Raw genomic sequence first — 17,539 nt, forward strand, 5'->3', positions numbered from 1 at the left:
TCCGGGAGGTGACCGCGCGGCATACCCACCGCCCGGGCGCGGATAGACTGCGCGTGCTCCCTTCCCCGCACCACCCCGCTGCAACCCAGGAGACACCCGAATGGGCCACGTCGTCATCGACGTCATGTTGAAGCCAGAGATCCTCGACCCCCAGGGGCAGGCCGTGAACGGGGCTCTTCCCCGGCTCGGCTTCGAGCAGTTCACCGACGTGAGGCAGGGCAAGCGCTTCGTCCTCACGGTCGACGGCGAGGTGACCGACGAGCACCTCGCAGCGGCGGCGGAGGCGGCCGAGAAGCTGCTCTCCAACCCCGTCATCGAGGACGTCGTGAGCGTCCGGGCATCCGAGGACCCCGACCAGTGAAGGTCGGGGTCGTCACCTTTCCGGGCTCGCTCGACGACCGTGATGCGGCTCGCGCCGTGCGCGCCGTCGGCGCCGAGGCGGTCACGCTGTGGCACGGCGACGCCGACCTCAAGGGCGTCGACGCGGTCATCCTTCCCGGAGGCTTCTCCTACGGCGACTACCTCCGCTGCGGTGCGATCGCCCGCTTCGCCCCCGTCATGGACGCGCTGATCCCCGCCGCCCAGGGTGGCCTGCCGGTGATCGGGATCTGCAACGGGTTCCAGGTGCTCTGCGAGTCGCACCTCCTCCCGGGCGCGTTGATCCGCAACGACCACCGCAAGTTCAACTGCGTCGACCAGCGCCTGGTCGTCGAGAACGCCGCCACCGCCTGGACCTCCGACTTCGAGGCCGGCCAGGAGATCACCATCGTCCTCAAGAACGGCGAGGGTGGCTTCGTGGCCGACGAGCGCACGCTCGACGAGCTCGAGGGCGAGGGTCGGGTGGTCTTCCGGTATGCCGGGGACAACCCCAACGGTTCATACCGCGCCATCGCGGGCATCACCAACGACCGCGGCAACATCGTGGGCCTGATGCCCCACCCCGAGCACGCCATCGAGGAGGGCTACGGCCCCTCGACGGACGGGCTCCCGTTCTTCACCTCCGTCCTGAAGGCACTGGCCACCGCATGACTGCGCACCCCACGACCGCCCAGGTCGACAAGCCCGTCCTCGACACGGTCGCCCACGCGGCGCAGACCCCCGACGTCGACCAGCCGTGGGTCGAGCTCGGGCTCAAGGCCGACGAGTACGCCACCATCCGCGAGATCGTCGGTCGGCGGCCGACCAGCGCCGAGCTGGCGATGTACTCGGTGATGTGGTCGGAGCACTGCTCCTACAAGTCCTCCAAGGTGCACTTCTCCCTCTGGGGCGAGAACACCACCGACGAGATGCGCGAGAAGCTCCTCGTCGGCATCGGCGAGAACGCCGGCGTCGTCGACATCGGCGACGGCTGGGCGGTGACCTTCAAGGTCGAGTCGCACAACCACCCGTCCTACGTCGAGCCCTACCAGGGCGCCACCACGGGGGTCGGCGGCATCATCCGCGACATCATGTCCATGGGTGCCCGCCCGATCGCGATCATGGACCCGCTGCGGTTCGGCAACCTCAACCACCCCGACACGCAGCGCGTGCTCCCTGGCGTGGTCGCGGGTGTCGGTGGCTACGGCAACTGCATCGGCCTGCCGAACATCGGTGGCGAGGTCGTCTTCGACGACTGCTACCAGGGCAACCCGCTCGTCAACGCGCTCTGCATCGGCGCCATGCGCATCGAGGACATCCACCTCGCCAAGGCCTCCGGGGTCGGCAACAAGGTGATCCTGTTCGGCGCCAAGACCGGTGGCGACGGCATCGGCGGCGTCTCGGTGCTGGCCTCCGAGACGTTCGACGAGGGTGGCCCGACCAAGCGCCCCGCGGTGCAGGTCGGCGACCCCTTCGCGGAGAAGGTGCTCATCGAGTGCTGCCTCGACCTGTATGCCGCGCACGTGGTCGACGGGATCCAGGACCTCGGCGGTGCGGGCCTGTCCTGCGCCACCAGTGAGCTGGCGTCCAACGGCGACGGCGGCATGCAGATCGAGCTCGACCGGGTGCCCCTGCGCGACGCCTCGCTGCGACCTGAGGAGATCCTCATGTCGGAGAGCCAGGAACGCATGATGGCCGTCGTCGAGCCCGGCAAGCTCGACGAGTTCATGGCGATCACCGACCGCTGGGACGTCGAGGCCACTGTGCTCGGTGAGGTGACGGACGGGGACCACCTCGTCATCACCTGGCACGGCGAGGTCATCGTCGACGTCCCGCCGCGGTCGGTTGCCCACGAGGGCCCGACCTACCACCGCCCTCTGGAGCGGCCGGCATACCTCGATGCGTTGCAGGACAACGGCACCGACACGCTCGGACGTCCCGTGGACGGCCTCGGGCTCAAGTCCGACCTGCTCACCCTGCTCGCCTCCCCGAACCTGTGCGACAAGTCGTGGGTCACCGACCAGTACGACCGTTACGTGCTCGGCAACACCGCGCTCGCCATGCCCGACGACGCGGGTGTGGTGCGCGTCGACGAGGAGACCGGTCGCGGTGTGGCGGTGTCGACCGACTGCAACGGTCGGTTCGCCAAGCTCGACCCCTACGCCGGGGCGCAGCTCGCGCTGGCCGAGTCCTACCGCAACGTCGCGACGGCCGGGGCGACCCCGCTGGCCGTGACCGACTGCCTCAACTTCGGTTCGCCGGAGGACCCGGGCGTGATGTGGCAGTTCCGCGAGGCGGTCAAGGGCATCGCCGAGGGCTGCAAGACCCTGGGCATCCCCGTCACCGGCGGCAACGTCAGCTTCTACAACCAGACCGGCGATGTCGCGATCCACCCGACGCCCGTCATCGGCGTGCTGGGGGTCATGGACGACGTCGCCCGGCGCACCCCCTCGGGGTGGAAGACGCCCGGACAGGTCATCTACCTGCTCGGCACCACCAGCAACGAGCTGGCCGGTGGCGAGTGGGCGCACGTCGTGCACGGTCACCTCGGCGGTCTGCCGCCGGTCGTAGACCTGGGCGCGGAGCAGCTGCTCGGCGAGATCCTCGTCAACGCCAGCCGCGACGGCCTCGTCGACGCGGCCCACGACCTGTCCGACGGTGGTCTGGCGATCGGGCTGGCCGAGGCGACCATGCGCTACGGCACCGGCGCCCGGATCTGGCTCGACGCGGTGTGCGAGCGCGACGGCATCGACGCGTTCACCGCCCTCTTCAGCGAGTCCACCGCGCGCGTCGTCGTGTCGGTGCCCCGCTCGGAGGAGGTGCGGTTCACCGACATGTGCACCGCGCGCGGCCAGGTCCACGCCCGGATCGGGGTGGTGGACGACGAGACCGACGGCCTCGACGTCCAGGGCCAGTTCACGGTCTCGCTCGACGAGCTGCGCACGGCGCACACCGCGACCATGCGGGACGTCTTCGGCGGCTGACCGCCGCTCCGGTTCGAGGTGATCCGCGAGCGGATTCCGGTCGTGGATCACCTCGAACCGGAGACAGGGCCGGAACATGCGAGCGGCCCGGTCGCGCATCCCCCGCGCGCCCGGGCCGTTCGTCCCCTGTGTGTCCCCGCCTTGAACAGTACGTCGGGGCTCCGACACCCGCCATGGGTAGAAGTACCCATTCTCGTAGGCCGAACAGCTCACAGTGCCGCGCGTCATCGAGTGTGGGTCGGCCGTGCGACGATGCCGGTATGCCGCCGCGCCGCCGAGTTCCCGTCGCCGCCGGACGTGCCGCGGTGTCGGTCTGGCGGGCCAACGGGTCGGAAACCGACCGGGCTGACCTGGCCACCGCCGTGCGCTACACGCTGGAGGAGCTCTCCGTCGTCGCGCCGGGGCGCAGCGTCGAGGTGCGCGTCCCGCCGTTCGGGGCGGTCCAGTGCATCACCGGCACGACCCACACGCGGGGCACGCCCCCGAACGTCGTCGAGACCGACGCCCAGACCTGGCTCGCGGTGGCCACCGGCGCGCTGACCTGGGACGGCGCCTGGGAGTCCGGCACGCTCCGGGTGAGCGGCCACCGGGCCGACCTCGCGGCATACCTCCCACTCGCCTGACCCGCGCCCGCACCCACGCCCGCACCCCGCACCCCGCCCGGCACGAATCGACGCCGGGTCGTGCGACGATCAGCCGCAGCCGAACACTCCGAGAAGGGTCGACCCATGCAGATGAAGCTGGAACTGGTCCCGCTGCCCGTCGCCGACGTCGAGCGGTCCATCGCGTTCTACGAGGGCACGTTGGGCTTCACGAAGGACGTCGACGTTCAGCCCGCCGAGGGCATCCGGGTCGTCCAGCTCACCGCCGAGGGCTCGGGCTGCTCGATCGGCTTCGGGACGGGGCTCGAGGTCTACCAGGGTGAGCCAGGCAGCATCCGAGGTCTGCACCTGGTCGTCGAGGACATCGAGGCGGCCCGGGCCGAGCTGGTCGCGCGCGGGGTCGAGGTCAGCGAGGTCCACGACTTCGGGGGTGGGGTCAAGGGCGCGGAGTTCGCCGACCCCGACGGCAACTCGTTCGAGCTGCAGGAGATGGCCTGGCGCCGCGGCGACACCTTCTAGGTGCTCGCCCCGGGCTACTCGCCGGGGAAGCGGACGCCGATCTGGGCACGGACGTCATCGAGTGCGTCCATGATCGTGAGCGTCTCGGCCCACGGCAGGAGCGGTGACTCGCTCGCCCCGGCGCTGACCTGGCGGGCCACCTCCGCAGCCTCGAAGTGCAGCCCGTGCTGGGTGTCCGCGTTGGTGAACCGGTCGAGCTCGGTCCCGTCGTTCCCGACCAGCCGGACGACGGCCTTCGGGGCGTAGAAGTCGCCGTCGATCTCCAGGCGGGCCTCGGTACCGCACACGGCTGCCGTCGTGGGCGTCTTCGTCAGCATGGTCGTGCCGAGCACGCCCATGGCCCCGCGACTGCTGGTGACCCCGATCGAGGCTTGCGAGTCGACGCCCTTGTCGGTGCGTCGACCACTGGCGGTCACGTCGACGAAGTCGCCGAGCACGAAGTGGGCGAACGACACGGGGTAGATCCCGAGGTCGAGCATCGCGCCGCCTGCGAGCGAGGGCTCCGACAGCCGTGCGGGTCCGTTGGGGTAGAGGCGCTGCCCGTGGTCGGCGTGCACGGTGTGGACCTCGCCGAGGAGACCGTCCTCGAGACACCGACGTACGACGTCGATGTGCGGAAGGAACCGGGTCCACATCGCTTCCATGGCGAAAACGCCAGCAGCAGACGCGGATTCGAAGATCTCGCGGGCCTCGGTGGCGTTGCGGGCGAAGGCCTTCTCGACGAGCACCGGCTTGCCAGCAGCTGTCGCGAGCATCGCCTGGGCGCGGTGCTCGGAGTGCGGGGACGCGACGTAGACCACGTCGACGTCCGGGTCGGCGACCAGCTCGTCATAGGCCCCGTATGCCGCCGTGACCCCGAACTCGTCGGCGAACGCCTGGGCGCGCGGCAGGCTCCGGGACGCGACGGCCTGGAGCTGCTGCCCGGATGCCGCGCGCAGGGCGGTGGCGAACGAGTGGGCGATCCCGCCGGGCGCCAGGATCCCCCAGCGCAGGGCCGGAGCGTCGTGCGGGTCCGGGGTGCGAGGCGTGGGCAGCGTCAGCGAAGGCATCGGCCCATCATCGGCGCTCGGAGCGGGATGCGCACCGGCCGTCCCATCAGGTGTCAGCCGAGCGGCACTGCTCGCGGCTCGGTCAGCGGATCCGCCACTCGCCGGGCGCGGTCGGCGGCCGGGGCGAGGGCGCCGCGTCGGTGTCGGTGAACGGCCGCCCTGAGCCCAGCGCCCGCGCCAGGGCGCCGCCCTCCAACACCGTGCTGGGAAAGGCGCCTCTCGCTACGGTGCGGATGATCGAACCCAGGAGGAGCGGCTGTCGCGACCCGACCAGCACGAGGTTGCCGAACCGCCGTCGCTTCCAGATGTCGACCTGCGCGATGGCGGCGGTGTGGGGCAGGTGCTGGGCCAGACCGGCCAGCACCCGCGCCGCGTGCCGGTGGTCGGGCTCGTCGGCCACGTTCATGGCCAGCACCCCACCCGGCCGCAGCACCCGCGCCGCCTCGGCGAACCACTCGGAGCTGGTGAGGTCGGCTGGCACCTGGCTCTCGGCATACGCGTCGACCACGATGGCGTCAGCGCTCGCGTCCTTGAGGGCCGTGACGCCCTCGCGCCCCGGTTGGGGACGCACGCGGATCCGGTGGCCCCGGGGGAGGGGCAGCTCCTTCCGCACCCGCTCGGTGAGAGGGGCGTCGGGCTCGAGGACGATCTGTGGCGAGCCCGGCCGGGTCGCCTGCACGTAGCGGGGCAGCGTCATCGCGGCGCCGCCGACGTGGGTCACCGCGACCGGCCCGTCGGGGAGCGAGTCGAGGACGGCACCGAGGTGCTGGACGTAGCCGAAGACCAGCAGCTCGGGGTCGTCGAGGCTCACGTAGGACTGCGGATAGCCGTCGACGAGCACCGTGCTCCCGCCGTGCTCGTCGACCTCGATCCGGAAGTCCTGCACCGTGTCGGTCCTCCGCCGTCAGGGCCGGACGAGGGACTTGATGGCCCGGCGCTCGTCCATCGCCGCGTAGCCCTCGGCCACCTCGGACAACGGCACCTCGAGGTCGAACACCAGCCCCGGGTTGATCGCCCCGGACAGCACGTCGTCGCGCAGCTGCGGCAGGTACTGACGGGCCGGCGCGATGCCGCCGGCGATGCCGACGTTGCGCACGAACAGGTCCCGCACCGGGTACTCGATCCCGTGCGGCACGCCGACGTAGCCCACCGTCGCACCCGGGCGCGCTGCCGCGATGGCCGTGGACATCGACTCGTTGGTGCCGACGCACTCGAGCACCGCGTCCGCGCCCACTCCGTCGGTGAGCTCCTTCACGGCGCTGACGGCGTCGTCGCCGCGCGCCTCCACGATGTCGGTGGCCCCGAACTCGCGGGCGATCCGCTGGCGTGGCTCGTGCCGCGACATGGCGATGATCCGGTCGGCCCCCATGCGCTGTGCGGCCAGCACGCCGCTGAGCCCGACGGCCCCATCGCCGACGACCACGACCGTGTCACCCTCCTGGACCCGGGCGGCGACCGCAGCGTGCCAGCCGGTGCCCATGACGTCCGACAGGCTGAGCAGGCTCGGGACGAGGCTGTCGTCCGGCACCTCCCGCGTCGAGACGAGCGTGCCGTCGGCCAGCGGCACGCGCACGTACTCGCCCTGCCCGCCATCCACCATGGCGCCGTCCCGGTCGTTGCCGCCCCAGAACCCGCCCGCCGAGCACCGCGACTGGATGCCCACCCGGCAGTGCGGGCAGGTGTTGTCGGAGTACATGAAGGGCGCCACCACGAAGTCACCCGGGCGCAGGCCGCGCACCTCCCCGCCGACCTCCTCGACGATCCCCACGAACTCGTGCCCGATCCGCGTCGGCTCGGTCACGTCGTTGATGCCGCGGTACGGCCACAGGTCGCTGCCGCAGACGCAGGCGGCGGTCACCCGCACGAGGGCGTCGGTCGGCTTGACGATGGTCGGGTCCGGCACGTCTTCGACCCGGATGTCGCGGGGGGCGTTGAGGATGGTGGCCTTCATGCCTCCCAGCCTCCCACGCAGGCAGGAGGGGTATGCCGCGTGGTGACCACGCGGCATACGCTCGCCGCATGCGCTTTGGCATCACCATCCTCCCCGAACACCACTGGACCGAGGCCGCCCCGCTGTGGCGGCGGGCGGAGGAGTACGGCTTCGACCACGCGTGGACCTACGACCACCTGGTGTGGGCAGGTCTGCCGGACTCGCCGTGGTTCGGGGCGCTGCCCACGCTGACGGCGGCGGCGACGGTCACCTCGACGATCAAGCTCGGGACTTTCGTCAGCTCGCCCAACTACCGCCACCCGTATGTCTTCCTGCGGGATCTCCTTGCGCTGGAAGACATCTCGGGTGGTCGCCTCCTGTGTGGTCTGGGGACGGGCGGTGACCTCGACTCGCGGATCCTGGGCGAGGAGCAGACCGTCAAGGAGCGGGTCGACCGGTTCCACGAGTTCGTCGAGGTGCTCGACCGGCTGTTCCGCGAGGACCACGTCGACCACGCCGGTGCGCACTACCGCACGGTCGACGCCCGCACGCTCCCCGGGTCCGTGCAGCAGCCCCGGGTGCCCTTCGTGGTCGCCGCCAACGGGCCGCGGTCGCTGCGGCTGGCGGCCAGGCTCGGCCAGGGCTGGGTGACCTACGGCAAGGGCGGCGACACCCTCGACGAGTGGTGGAGCGGGATCGTGGAGCTGTCGGCCCGGCTCGACGCCACGGAGGCGGGAGCCGGACGGGCCGAGCCGCTGGACCGCTACCTCTCGCTCGACGGGGCGCCGCGGTTCTCGCTCGAGAGCGTGGGGCTCTTCGTCGAGCTGGTGGGACGGGCCCGCGAGCTCGGGTTCACCGACGTCGTCACGCACTGGCCCAGAGCCGAGGGCGTGTATGCCGGCAGCGAGGCGGTGCTGGAGGAGGTCGCCGGCCTCCTGCCGTCCCTCCGGTAGGCGCGCCCCCACGCACTTCTGGCCACCCAGCTCGCACCTGAGGGGCCGGATGGCCCTGCGGTGCGGCACGAGTGGCCCGAAGTCGGGTGGGGTCAGGTGACGCTGCTACGTGAAGCTGAACAGCGCCACCGGTGCGGTCGTCGGTGCGGGAGAGCCACCAGCCGGCTCCAGGGTGATCCCCGCGCCGGTCGCCGTCGCAGCGTCGCCCTCGAGAAGGACGGTCACCGTGTCGGCCGCCCCGTGGGGCATCACCCCGGCGCTGACCATGCCCCGGTTGGGCTGGTCGAGCCAGAGCTGGAAGTCCTTGCCGTCGGGCGCCGCCGGCATGTGGTCGGCGATGATGACCGCCTTGCCCAGGGAGGCACTGCGCACGATGGTCGCCTTGGCGCCACCGATGACCTTCTCGTAGCGCTGGGCGTCGCTGGCCGCGAGCACCTGCTCGGTGACGGTGCCACCCGTGCCGTCGTCCCACGGGCTCCAGCTGATGCCAGCGACGAGCAGGACCGCGGCAGCGGCTGCGGCTGCGAGCCACGCGGTGACCCGACGGCGGGGGCGGAGCTGGACGACGTTGGACCCAGTCCGGGTCGGCGCGTCAGCCGTGGGCGAGGAACCGCCAACGGGCCCAGAGGCGACTGGGCCACCGGACTGCGCCTCGAGAGGGGGGAGGGGCCGGACCTGGCGGATGCCGGCCAGCACGGAGTCACGCATCGACGAGGGTGGCGCGGTCTCGCTCATCAGGGACAGGTGGCTCGCTGCCTCTTGGAGACTGGCGACCTCCGCCTGGCACTCGGGGCACTCGGCGAGGTGCAGCTCGAAGGCGATGCGCTCCTGCTCGTCGATGGCGTCGACTGCATAGGCACCGACCAGTCCGTGGATGTCTGCACTCATGATTGCACCCCCATGCTGTCTCTCAGGCGGATGAGTCCGTCGCGTATTCGGGTCTTGGCGGTGCCGAGCGGCACCCCCAAGAGGGAGGCCACCTCCGTGTGCGTGTAGCCACCGAGGTAGGCGAGTTCGACCGCGCTGCGCTGGGTCTCGGTGAGCGAGTCCAGGGCACTGCGTACTCGTTGGGCGTCCAGGCGACGTTCGACCGTCTCGGCCGTCTCGTCGTAGGTGCGCTCCTGGTTCCGTGAGCCGTAGGTGTCCTCGCGGTCGGTGGACGCCTGCGCGGACCGCACCCGGTCGACCGCCTTGCGGTGCGCGATGGTGAGCATCCAGCTCACCGCGCTGCCCCGCGCAGGGTCGAACCGGGCGCTGGTGCGCCAGATGTCCAGCAAGGCTTCCTGCGCGACCTCCTGCGACTGCGCCGGATCCCGCACGACTCGGAGCACCAACCCGTAGATCCGGGCGGACACCGCGTCGTACAGCTGGGCGAAGGCGTTCTCGTCACCCTGGGCGCTGGCTCGGAGGAGGCCGGCAAGGTCGGTGCCCACGGCAGCACCACCCCAGGAGGGTTGAGGACCTGAGGGGGTTGCTGCCATGGGCACCATCATCGCTGATTCGGTCTCAGCCGGGGAGCAGGACGCCGTCGATGATGTAGACCGTGGCGTTCGCGGTCTGCACGTTGCCACAGATCACGTTGGCCTCGCCGACCTTGAACGACTCACCGGAGCCGGTCACCGTGATGGTGCCGCCGCCGAGGGTCTTGTGCTCGCCGGCAAGCATCTCCGGGGTGAGCTTGCCGGGGACCACGTGGTTCGTGAGCACCTTGGTGAGCAGACCCTTGGGGTCCTTCATCGCGGCGTCCATGGTGGCCTTCGGCACGGCGGCGAAGGCATCGTTGCTCGGGGCGAAGACGGTGATGTCCTTGGCCGAGTTCAGCGTCTCGCCGAGACCGGCCTCGGTCACCGCGGTGACCAGGGTCGACAGGACCGGGTTGTTGCTGGCGGCGGTGGCGACCGGGTCGGTGGCCATGCCGGAGAACGAGCCCTTGCCGTCCGCGGGGACCGCGGAGCAGCCGGCGCCGAACGGCTTGGCCGTCATGTCCTCGGTGGTGGAGGAGGACGAGCTCGAGGACGAGCTGGGCGCGGACGAGGTGGACGAGGCTGTGGTGTCGGAACCGGAGTTCCCACAGGCGGCCAGGCCGAGCGGAAGGACGAGGGCGAAGGCAGCAATGGTGCTGCGGCGTGCGAGACGCATGATGGTGGCTCCTTGGTGTGGACTCTCTGACACCCGGTATTCGGACCCGCCCAGAGGGCGGATTGGGCGTTTCGAATCTTTTTCTGCCAGTTGGGAATTCGTGTCCTAGCGGCATGCGGCCACCACGAGCTCACGGCCCGACGGGGAGCTGCGCCCGCAGGGGTTGGGGGCTCCCGGGTCAGGAGATGAGCACGACGATCGAGTGCCAGCCGGAGGCGCCACCAGGGAACGGGTCGGCCCGCTGCTCGGTCTGGAACGCGCCGGTGCCGTCCTTGGCGCGGACCGTCAGGTCGTGCCGGCCGGGCGTGGCGTCCCACACCCAGAACCACTGACGCCAGTAGTCGGTCCCGCCGTCGGGGCCGAGGGTGGCCTTCTGCCAGGGACCGTCGTCGACCCGGACCTCGACCTCGGTGATGCCGCGGCGCTGGGCCCAGGCCACGCCGCCGACCGCGATCTTGCCGGCGGGCTGGGTCGCGAGACCTGCGGGCGTGTCGATCCGCGCCTGGGTCTTGACGGTGCCGTCGGTCAACCAGTCGCGCTTGGTCCAGTAAGCCTGCTCCGCGGCATACGTCGTCGCGGTCAGCCTGGTCAGCCACTTGGTGGCGCCCACGAAGCCGTAGAGACCCGGCGTCACCAGTCGCGCCGGGAACCCGTGCCGCGCGGGGAGGGGCGCACCGTCCATCGCCACGGCGATGATCGCGTCGCGGTCGTCGGTCAGCGCCTCGATCGGGGTCGAGATGGTCATGCCGTCGGTGGACTCGCTGAGGATCTGGTCGACGCCGTCCTGGATGCCGGCGCGCTCCAGCAGGTCGCGCACCCGCACGCCGAGCCAGCGCGCGGAGGAGATGTAGGGGCCGCCGACCTCGTTGCTGACGCAGTTGAGGGTGATGTCCTTCTCGATCATGGGCATCGTGAGCAGCTGGTCGAAGGTGATCGTGAGCTTGTTGTCGACCTTGCCGTCGATCTCGAGCTTCCAGTCCGCGACGTTGATCCGCGGGATCACCAGGGCCGTGTCGACCCGGTAGAACTCCTCGATCGGCGTGCGGAACCGGGTGATGCCCTTGACCTTGCCCTCGAGTCCGCTGGGGAGCGCCTCGAGGGTGTTCTGCGGCTGGGGCAGGGCGATCGAGGCCGGGTCGGTGGCCGGAACGGCGAGCTTGTGGCCCAGGGCACCCAGCGTCGCGGCGCCGACCGTGACCCCTGCGGCGCCGAGGAGGAAGTTGCGACGGGCCGGCGCGCCGGCCGACCCCTTGGCGTATGCCGTGTGGTCCAGCGGCGACTCGGGCCTGGAGTCGCCCTTGCTGGCCGCAGTCGAGCTGGACGACCTGGTCACGGCGCCGGGCGTGGGCAGGTTCGGGATCAGGGCCCGCAGGCCGGTGATGGTGAGGACGCCGACGATGGCCGTCGCGAACGCGGGCACGATGTCGAAGGGCGCCGACGCGGGGCGGAACCACGCGGCCAGGCCGGCCAGTGAGGCCAGCCCGACGACGAGGATGTTGGCCAGGCTCGGCTTGGTCCTGGAGACCAGCCCGATCGCCGCGGCGGCGATGACGACCACGAGGGTGACGCTGCCCAGCAGGATCGGCTTGTCGGCGGTGCCGAAGCTCTGGACCGCCCACTCCTTGACGGGCGTTGGCGTCGCGTCGATGACGGTCGAGCCCACAGCGAGCACGGGGGACGCAGCAGGGTTCACGAACGCCGCCACGAGGTGACCCACCGCCATGCCGGCCGCAGCCGCGAGCACGCCGCCGACGGCATACCTGGCGCGCTGGCTGTTGGTGCCGGGTGGTGAGTGGTGTTCCATACCTGCTATTCGTACTCGCACGCCTGACGGATGGGGTGCCCGACCCCATTACGGGATGGTGACGCGGGTAGCGTGAGCACGTGCCTCCCACCCGCCGCTACCCGAACTTCGTCGCCTTCATCGCGACCGGAGCCATCCTCGGCTTCGTGGTCGGGTCGGCGCTGGCGTACTTCCGGGACGACGAGACGACCTACGGCCACGACTACAGCGTGACCAGCGCCGTGCTCTTCCTCGGGGTGGCAGGCGCGGCCCTGTTCGCGCTGCTGGCGGCCGTCCTGGCCGTGCTGCTCGACCGACGCACCTGATCCCCGTGCGGCGCGCCCGGACAGGGGGACGTCGGGGCCGGGGACTGTGGGAGACTGGGGCACGTGGCACGCGGCGACGGACAGCTCTCGCATGATCTGCTTCCCGGCGAGAAGGGCCCGCAGGACGCCTGCGGGGTCTTCGGTGTCTGGGCCCCCGGCGAGGACGTCGCCAAGCTGACCTACTACGGCCTGTACGCCCTGCAGCACCGCGGGCAGGAGTCGGCCGGCATCGCGACCTCCGACGGTCGCTCGATCCTGGTCTACAAGGACATGGGGCTGGTGTCCCAGGTCTTCGACGAGCGCTCGCTGGCCTCGCTGCGCGGACACCTGGCCGTCGGGCACTGCCGCTACTCGACCACCGGTGGCTCCACCTGGGAGAACGCCCAGCCCACGCTCGGCGGACATGCCGAGTCGACGGTCGCGCTGGCCCACAACGGCAACTTGATCAACTCCGCGGAGCTGCGCGACATGGTCCAGGAACGTCGTGCGGAGGGCTATGGGGCCGACGGCGGCGAGCTCGGTCGGGGCAACACCACCGACACCGCGCTGGTCACGGCACTGCTGGCCGACGACCCCGACCGTTCGCTGGAGGCAGCGGCGCTCGACCTGCTGCCCAAGCTCCGCGGCGCCTTCTGCTTCGTCTTCATGGACGAGCACACCCTGTATGCCGCCCGCGACCCCCAGGGGATCCGTCCGCTGGTGCTCGGTCGCCTCGAGCGCGGCTGGGTGGTGGCCTCCGAGACGGCCGCGCTCGACATCGTCGGCGCGTCGCTGATCCGCGAGGTCGAGCCGGGCGAGCTGATCATCATCGACGAGGACGGCCTGCGCTCCCAGCGGTTCGCCGAGACCGACCGCAAGGGCTGCGTCTTCGAGTACGTCTACCTGGCGCGACCGGACACCACGATCAACGGCCGTGGGGTGCACGAGTCGAGGGTCGAGATGGGTCGCACCCTGGCCCGTGAGCACCCCGTCGAGGCCGACCTCGTGATGCCGACACCCGAGTCGGGCACCCCGGCCGCGATCGGCTACGCACAGGAGTCCGGCATCCCCTACGGCCAGGGCCTGGTCAAGAACTCCTACGTGGGGCGCACCTTCATCGCCCCGTCGCAGACCATCCGCCAGCTCGGCATCCGGCTCAAGCTCAACCCGCTGCGCGAGGTCATCAAGGGCAAGCGCCTCGTCGTGGTCGACGACTCCATCGTGCGCGGCAACACCCAGCGCGCGCTGGTCAGGATGCTGCGCGAAGCCGGGGCCGCTGAGGTCCACGTGCGCATCTCGTCCCCGCCCGTGCGGTGGCCCTGCTTCTACGGCATCGACTTCGCCACCCGTGCCGAGCTGATCGCCACGGGCATCGGGGTCGAGGAGGTGTGCACGTCGATCGGCGCCGACTCCTTGGGCTACATCTCCGAGGCGGGCATGGTCGCGGCGACCGAGCAGCCCGGCGACTCCCTGTGCACCGCGTGCTTCACCGGCACGTACCCGCTGGAGCTGCCCGACGCGAGCCGGCTGGGCAAGAACCTCTTCGAGACGCTGCCCATCGACGTCGACGTGGAGGGCGTGTCCCTCGGCGTCAGCGGCGGCGCCGAGGACGCCCTCACCCGCCCCTGACGTCCCCTCCCCTCTTCCCCCGGTTCCCCTCCCCTCTTCCCCCGGTTCGATGTAAAAACGCCGGTGATCTCCGGCGTGTTTACATCGAACCGGCGAGGGTGTGGACAAGTCGGCGGCTGGGCCGAGCGGCTTCGCCAAGATCGGGCGATGAGTTGGGGAGGGCGCCGACAAGCACGGACCGACTTCGACGGACTCAGACGGTCGGCCAGGGACGGGGTGATGTCCCGGGCGGAGCTGCGGGCCCACGGCTGGGATCGCGACGCCGTCGCCCGTCAGGTCGTGGCACGGCGATGGGCACCTCATGGTCGCCAGACGATTGCCCTGCACACGTCCACCCTCGGCCCCGAGGCTCGTCGGTGGCGGGCACTCTGGGAGCTCGGTATCCGCGTCGCGGTGCTCGACGGTGTGACTGCCCTGCAGGCGGCAGGGCTGTCGGGATTCCACGATGATCGGGTCCACGTGTCCGTGCGGCACAACGCCCACGTGCCACAGGTGGACGACCTCGTCCTGCACAAGGTGGTCCGACGGATCGACGGTGAGCTCGCCGCCGGGGGGGTCCCGCGCACCACTCCCGCAGTAGCAGCGGTGCGAGCCGCCCACTGGGCTGTCAGCAACCGTCAGGCGGCGCTGGTGCTGGTGATGCCGGTGCAGCAACGACTCGTCACCGGTCACCAGCTCGTCGCGGCAGCCAAGGCTGTCCGCGGACGGACCCGCCGTGCCTTCATCCCCGCCGTGGCCAAGGACATCGCCAACGGAGCGGAGAGCCTCGGGGAGCTGGACTTTGCCGCGCTGTGCCGCGCACGTGGCCTCCCCGAACCCACCCGACAGGCGGTCCGGACGGTGGGGGCGATGCGCGCCTACCTCGACGTGTTCTGGGAGGACGTTGGGCTGGTCGTCGAGATCGACGGTTCGCAGCACCAGTGGGGAGTCGCTTCGACCGACGACCATTTCCGACAGAACGCCCTGGTGATCAGCGGCGATCGGGTCCTACGGATGACGCTGATGGGTCTGCGCCTGGCTCCGGACCGGTTCATGGACCAGGTCTGCGCCGCGCATGCAGCGTTGGGGCACCGCAGAGCCAGCTGATTCGATGTAAACCCGCCGGTGAATCCCGGCGGGTTTACATCGAACCGGGAGGAGGGCGAGGATCCCTCAGGCGCCGGCGACGGGGGCGTCCTCGCGCCGGGGCTCGCGCCACAGCTCGAGGGTCTGGGTCAGCCAGAACGTCCCGAACTGGGCGATCAGTGCGGCCTCGAGCCAGAACACCCAGTGGTCTAGCCAGCCCAGCCACGGCCCGGTGATCGCGATGACGGCGATCGAGACGACCATCAGCACGAACCCCCAGAAGTAGCGGTTCCAGAAGTGGGCCCGCACCGGCCGGCCGTCCTCCTTGGCCTGCTTGCGGGCCAGGCCGCGAGCGCTGACGAACACGACCGCCACGATGGCGACGAACAGCAGGATCGCAGCGGTGTTGTGGCCGTGGCACATGAAGGCGCCCCGGTTGAAGGCGTAGAACCCGGCCAGGCCCAGGAAGGCCACGACCGAGAACGCCAGTGCGGCCCCGGCCCCCTTGGAGAGGGCCTTCTCCGAGTCCGGTGTGGCGAACACCTGGATCCCCACCACGATGACGAACGCGACCACGGCGACGGCCATCAGCGCCGTGACGTTGTTGCTGATCGCGTCGCGCACGTCCTGGGGGATCGCCGACGACACGCACTTCTCCTCCGGCCGGGTCGGGACGAACCCCACGATGAACGCGAAGAAGCCCGACCCGTTGAGGAGCACGTCCTCCACGTCGGTGTTGCCCTGGTAGACGATCAGGCAGGTCCCGATCGCGCAGAGGCTCGAGACGAAGACGGCGCGCACCGGCGTGTAGTACGAGGCGCTGATCGACTGGAGCATCTGGCCACTGGCCGAGTTGATGTACATCATCACCGAGACGAAGAGCAGCAGCACCAGGAGCACCATGGCCAGCCGCAGGTACCGGTAGGTGCGCAGGAGGTCGAACTGGTAGCTCGTGGACATGGCTGATCCCCTCGTGAGAACGGTCCCTGCACCACTGAAGAGGAGGGTCCCACGGCCGCGTCTGATACGTCTGCCGGAGCGCACTAGGCTGGGCGGGTGAGCGAGCCGATCACCTATGCCTCCGCCGGTGTCGACGTCGAGGCCGGTGACAAGGCAGTCGAGCTGATGAAGGCGTCCGTCCGTCGGGCCACCCGTCCCGAGGTGCTCGGCGGCCTGGGTGGCTTCGCCGGCATGTTCGACGCCTCGGCGATCGCCCGGATGACCCACCCGGTGCTCGCCACCAGCACCGACGGGGTGGGCACCAAGGTCGCCATCGCCCAGGCGCTCGACCGGCACGACACCATCGGCTTCGACCTCGTCGGCATGGTCGTCGACGACATCGTCGTGTGCGGCGCGGAGCCCCTGTTCATGACCGACTACATCGCCACGGGCAAGGTCGTCCCCGAGCGGATCGCGGCCATCGTCACCGGCATCGCCGCCGCGTGCGAGCAGGCGCGGGTCGCCCTGGTGGGCGGCGAGACCGCCGAGCACCCCGGCCTGCTCGAGCCCGACGAGTACGACGTGGCCGGTGCCGCGACCGGCGTCGTGGAGTATGCCGATGTGCTGGGTCCCGATCGCGTGGTGCCTGGCGACGTGGTGCTGGCGCTCGGCTCCAGCGGGCTCCACTCGAACGGGTATTCGTTGGTGCGCAAGGTGATCGGCTCCGCGGGCTGGCAGCTCGACCGCCATGTCGACGACTTCGGGCAGAGCCTCGGCGAGGAGCTGCTGACCCCGACGCGGGTCTACTCCGCCGACCTGCTCGACCTCATCCGCACCGACGGGATCGACGTCCACGCGCTGTCCCACGTGACTGGCGGAGGGCTGGTCGCGAACCTCGCGCGGGTCCTCCCGCCCACCGTCTTCGCCCGGCTCGACCGCTCCACCTGGACCCCACCGGCGGTCTTCTCGACGATCGGCTCGCTCGGCCAGGTCCCGCGCGCCGACCTCGAGCGCACCCTCAACATGGGGGTCGGCTTCGTCGCGATGCTGCCGGCCGACCAGGTCGACGCGGCCACGCGCGAGCTGGAGGCACGCGGCATACCCGCGTGGACGCTGGGCGAGGTGACCGCAGCCGAGGACGCCGTCGTCGACGACGCCCACGAGGTGGTCCGCGGCGCCAAGGGCGTCGAGGGCGGTGCCGTCCAGCTCGTCGGGGACCACCCGGCCGGCTGACGAACGGGTCCCTCCCGGCCGGCTCACGAACGGGTTCCGCTCGGCGACCCGC

General features: G+C 70.8%; 18 protein-coding genes. 10 read left to right on the top strand and 8 right to left on the bottom strand.

The window, feature by feature from the left end:
• Positions 1 to 100: 100 nt before the first annotated feature.
• The 5 genes from purS to ASG91_RS07445 all read left to right on the top strand — a co-directional run bounded on the left by purS (position 101) and on the right by ASG91_RS07445 (position 4,462).
• Positions 101 to 361 (top strand): phosphoribosylformylglycinamidine synthase subunit PurS, encoded by a 261-nt coding sequence (gene purS, locus ASG91_RS07425; RefSeq protein ID WP_056922004.1) that lies wholly within the window; start codon positions 101 to 103, stop codon positions 359 to 361.
• The gene (gene purQ, locus ASG91_RS07430) at positions 358 to 1,029 is read left to right on the top strand and encodes a phosphoribosylformylglycinamidine synthase subunit PurQ (RefSeq protein WP_056922005.1); all 672 of its coding nucleotides are present in this window, start codon (positions 358 to 360) and stop codon (positions 1,027 to 1,029) included. Before purS ends, purQ begins: the two co-directional genes overlap by 4 nt.
• The gene (gene purL / locus ASG91_RS07435; RefSeq protein WP_056922006.1) at positions 1,026 to 3,341 is read left to right on the top strand and encodes a phosphoribosylformylglycinamidine synthase subunit PurL; all 2,316 of its coding nucleotides are present in this window, start codon (positions 1,026 to 1,028) and stop codon (positions 3,339 to 3,341) included. Before purQ ends, purL begins: the two co-directional genes overlap by 4 nt.
• Before the next feature lie 260 nt (positions 3,342 to 3,601).
• Positions 3,602 to 3,964 carry a sterol carrier family protein gene (locus ASG91_RS07440; protein ID WP_056922007.1) on the top strand — a complete coding sequence of 121 codons (363 nt, stop codon included), beginning with the start codon at positions 3,602 to 3,604 and terminating at the stop codon, positions 3,962 to 3,964.
• Positions 3,965 to 4,069: 105 nt separating this feature from the next.
• Positions 4,070 to 4,462 (top strand): VOC family protein, encoded by a 393-nt coding sequence (locus ASG91_RS07445; protein WP_056922008.1) that lies wholly within the window; start codon positions 4,070 to 4,072, stop codon positions 4,460 to 4,462.
• Positions 4,463 to 4,476: 14 nt separating this feature from the next.
• Here the strand turns inward: ASG91_RS07445 and ASG91_RS07450 are convergent, their stop codons facing one another.
• The 3 genes from ASG91_RS07450 to ASG91_RS07460 form a co-directional block, all read right to left on the bottom strand.
• Positions 4,477 to 5,511: a Gfo/Idh/MocA family protein gene (locus tag ASG91_RS07450; protein ID WP_056922009.1), complete on the bottom strand. Its 1,035-nt coding sequence runs from the start codon at positions 5,509 to 5,511 to the stop codon at positions 4,477 to 4,479.
• 82 nt (positions 5,512 to 5,593) lie between these two features.
• The gene (locus ASG91_RS07455) at positions 5,594 to 6,397 is read right to left on the bottom strand and encodes a spermidine synthase (protein WP_056922010.1); all 804 of its coding nucleotides are present in this window, start codon (positions 6,395 to 6,397) and stop codon (positions 5,594 to 5,596) included.
• An 18-nt stretch (positions 6,398 to 6,415) separates the two neighbouring features.
• The gene (locus tag ASG91_RS07460) at positions 6,416 to 7,462 is read right to left on the bottom strand and encodes a zinc-dependent alcohol dehydrogenase family protein (protein WP_056922011.1); all 1,047 of its coding nucleotides are present in this window, start codon (positions 7,460 to 7,462) and stop codon (positions 6,416 to 6,418) included.
• 68 nt (positions 7,463 to 7,530) lie between these two features.
• On the opposite strand from ASG91_RS07460, the gene ASG91_RS07465 reads away from it, so the two are divergent.
• Entirely contained in the window at positions 7,531 to 8,394 is an 864-nt protein-coding gene (locus tag ASG91_RS07465) for an LLM class flavin-dependent oxidoreductase (protein WP_056922310.1), read from the top strand.
• A gap of 105 nt (positions 8,395 to 8,499) precedes the next feature.
• On the opposite strand, the gene ASG91_RS07470 is transcribed toward ASG91_RS07465, so the two are convergent.
• The 4 genes from ASG91_RS07470 to ASG91_RS07485 all read right to left on the bottom strand — a co-directional run bounded on the left by ASG91_RS07470 (position 8,500) and on the right by ASG91_RS07485 (position 12,337).
• Positions 8,500 to 9,282, bottom strand: coding sequence for an anti-sigma factor domain-containing protein (locus ASG91_RS07470; RefSeq protein ID WP_056922012.1), 783 nt, complete (start codon positions 9,280 to 9,282; stop codon positions 8,500 to 8,502).
• Entirely contained in the window at positions 9,279 to 9,875 is a 597-nt protein-coding gene (gene sigK / locus ASG91_RS07475) for an ECF RNA polymerase sigma factor SigK (RefSeq protein WP_235545468.1), read from the bottom strand. The genes ASG91_RS07470 and sigK overlap by 4 nt, the downstream gene beginning before the upstream one ends.
• A 25-nt stretch (positions 9,876 to 9,900) precedes the next feature.
• Complete coding sequence (locus ASG91_RS07480) at positions 9,901 to 10,533, bottom strand: fasciclin domain-containing protein (protein ID WP_056922013.1); 633 nt, start codon at positions 10,531 to 10,533, stop codon at positions 9,901 to 9,903.
• Between the two features lie 178 nt (positions 10,534 to 10,711).
• Positions 10,712 to 12,337: a molybdopterin-dependent oxidoreductase gene (locus ASG91_RS07485; RefSeq protein ID WP_056922014.1), complete on the bottom strand. Its 1,626-nt coding sequence runs from the start codon at positions 12,335 to 12,337 to the stop codon at positions 10,712 to 10,714.
• A gap of 80 nt (positions 12,338 to 12,417) precedes the next feature.
• Here ASG91_RS07485 and ASG91_RS07490 point away from each other — a divergent pair, with 80 nt between their 5' ends.
• The 3 genes from ASG91_RS07490 (at position 12,418) to ASG91_RS07500 (ending at position 15,336) form a co-directional block, all read left to right on the top strand.
• Entirely contained in the window at positions 12,418 to 12,642 is a 225-nt protein-coding gene (locus ASG91_RS07490; RefSeq protein WP_056922015.1) for a hypothetical protein, read from the top strand.
• A gap of 63 nt (positions 12,643 to 12,705) precedes the next feature.
• Positions 12,706 to 14,250, top strand: coding sequence for an amidophosphoribosyltransferase (purF, locus tag ASG91_RS07495; RefSeq protein ID WP_056922016.1), 1,545 nt, complete (start codon positions 12,706 to 12,708; stop codon positions 14,248 to 14,250).
• A 219-nt stretch (positions 14,251 to 14,469) separates the two neighbouring features.
• Positions 14,470 to 15,336, top strand: coding sequence for a hypothetical protein (locus ASG91_RS07500; RefSeq protein ID WP_056922017.1), 867 nt, complete (start codon positions 14,470 to 14,472; stop codon positions 15,334 to 15,336).
• A gap of 66 nt (positions 15,337 to 15,402) precedes the next feature.
• Here the strand turns inward: ASG91_RS07500 and ASG91_RS07505 are convergent, their stop codons facing one another.
• On the bottom strand, positions 15,403 to 16,275 hold the full coding sequence (locus tag ASG91_RS07505) for a hypothetical protein (RefSeq protein WP_056922018.1): 873 nt from the start codon (positions 16,273 to 16,275) through the stop codon (positions 15,403 to 15,405).
• A 96-nt stretch (positions 16,276 to 16,371) separates the two neighbouring features.
• On the opposite strand from ASG91_RS07505, the gene purM reads away from it, so the two are divergent.
• Complete coding sequence (purM, locus tag ASG91_RS07510; protein WP_056922019.1) at positions 16,372 to 17,487, top strand: phosphoribosylformylglycinamidine cyclo-ligase; 1,116 nt, start codon at positions 16,372 to 16,374, stop codon at positions 17,485 to 17,487.
• The last annotated feature ends 52 nt before the right edge of the window (positions 17,488 to 17,539 follow it).

It is taken from the genome of Phycicoccus sp. Soil802, from assembly GCF_001429605.1.
GTDB lineage: Bacteria > Actinomycetota > Actinomycetes > Actinomycetales > Dermatophilaceae > Pedococcus.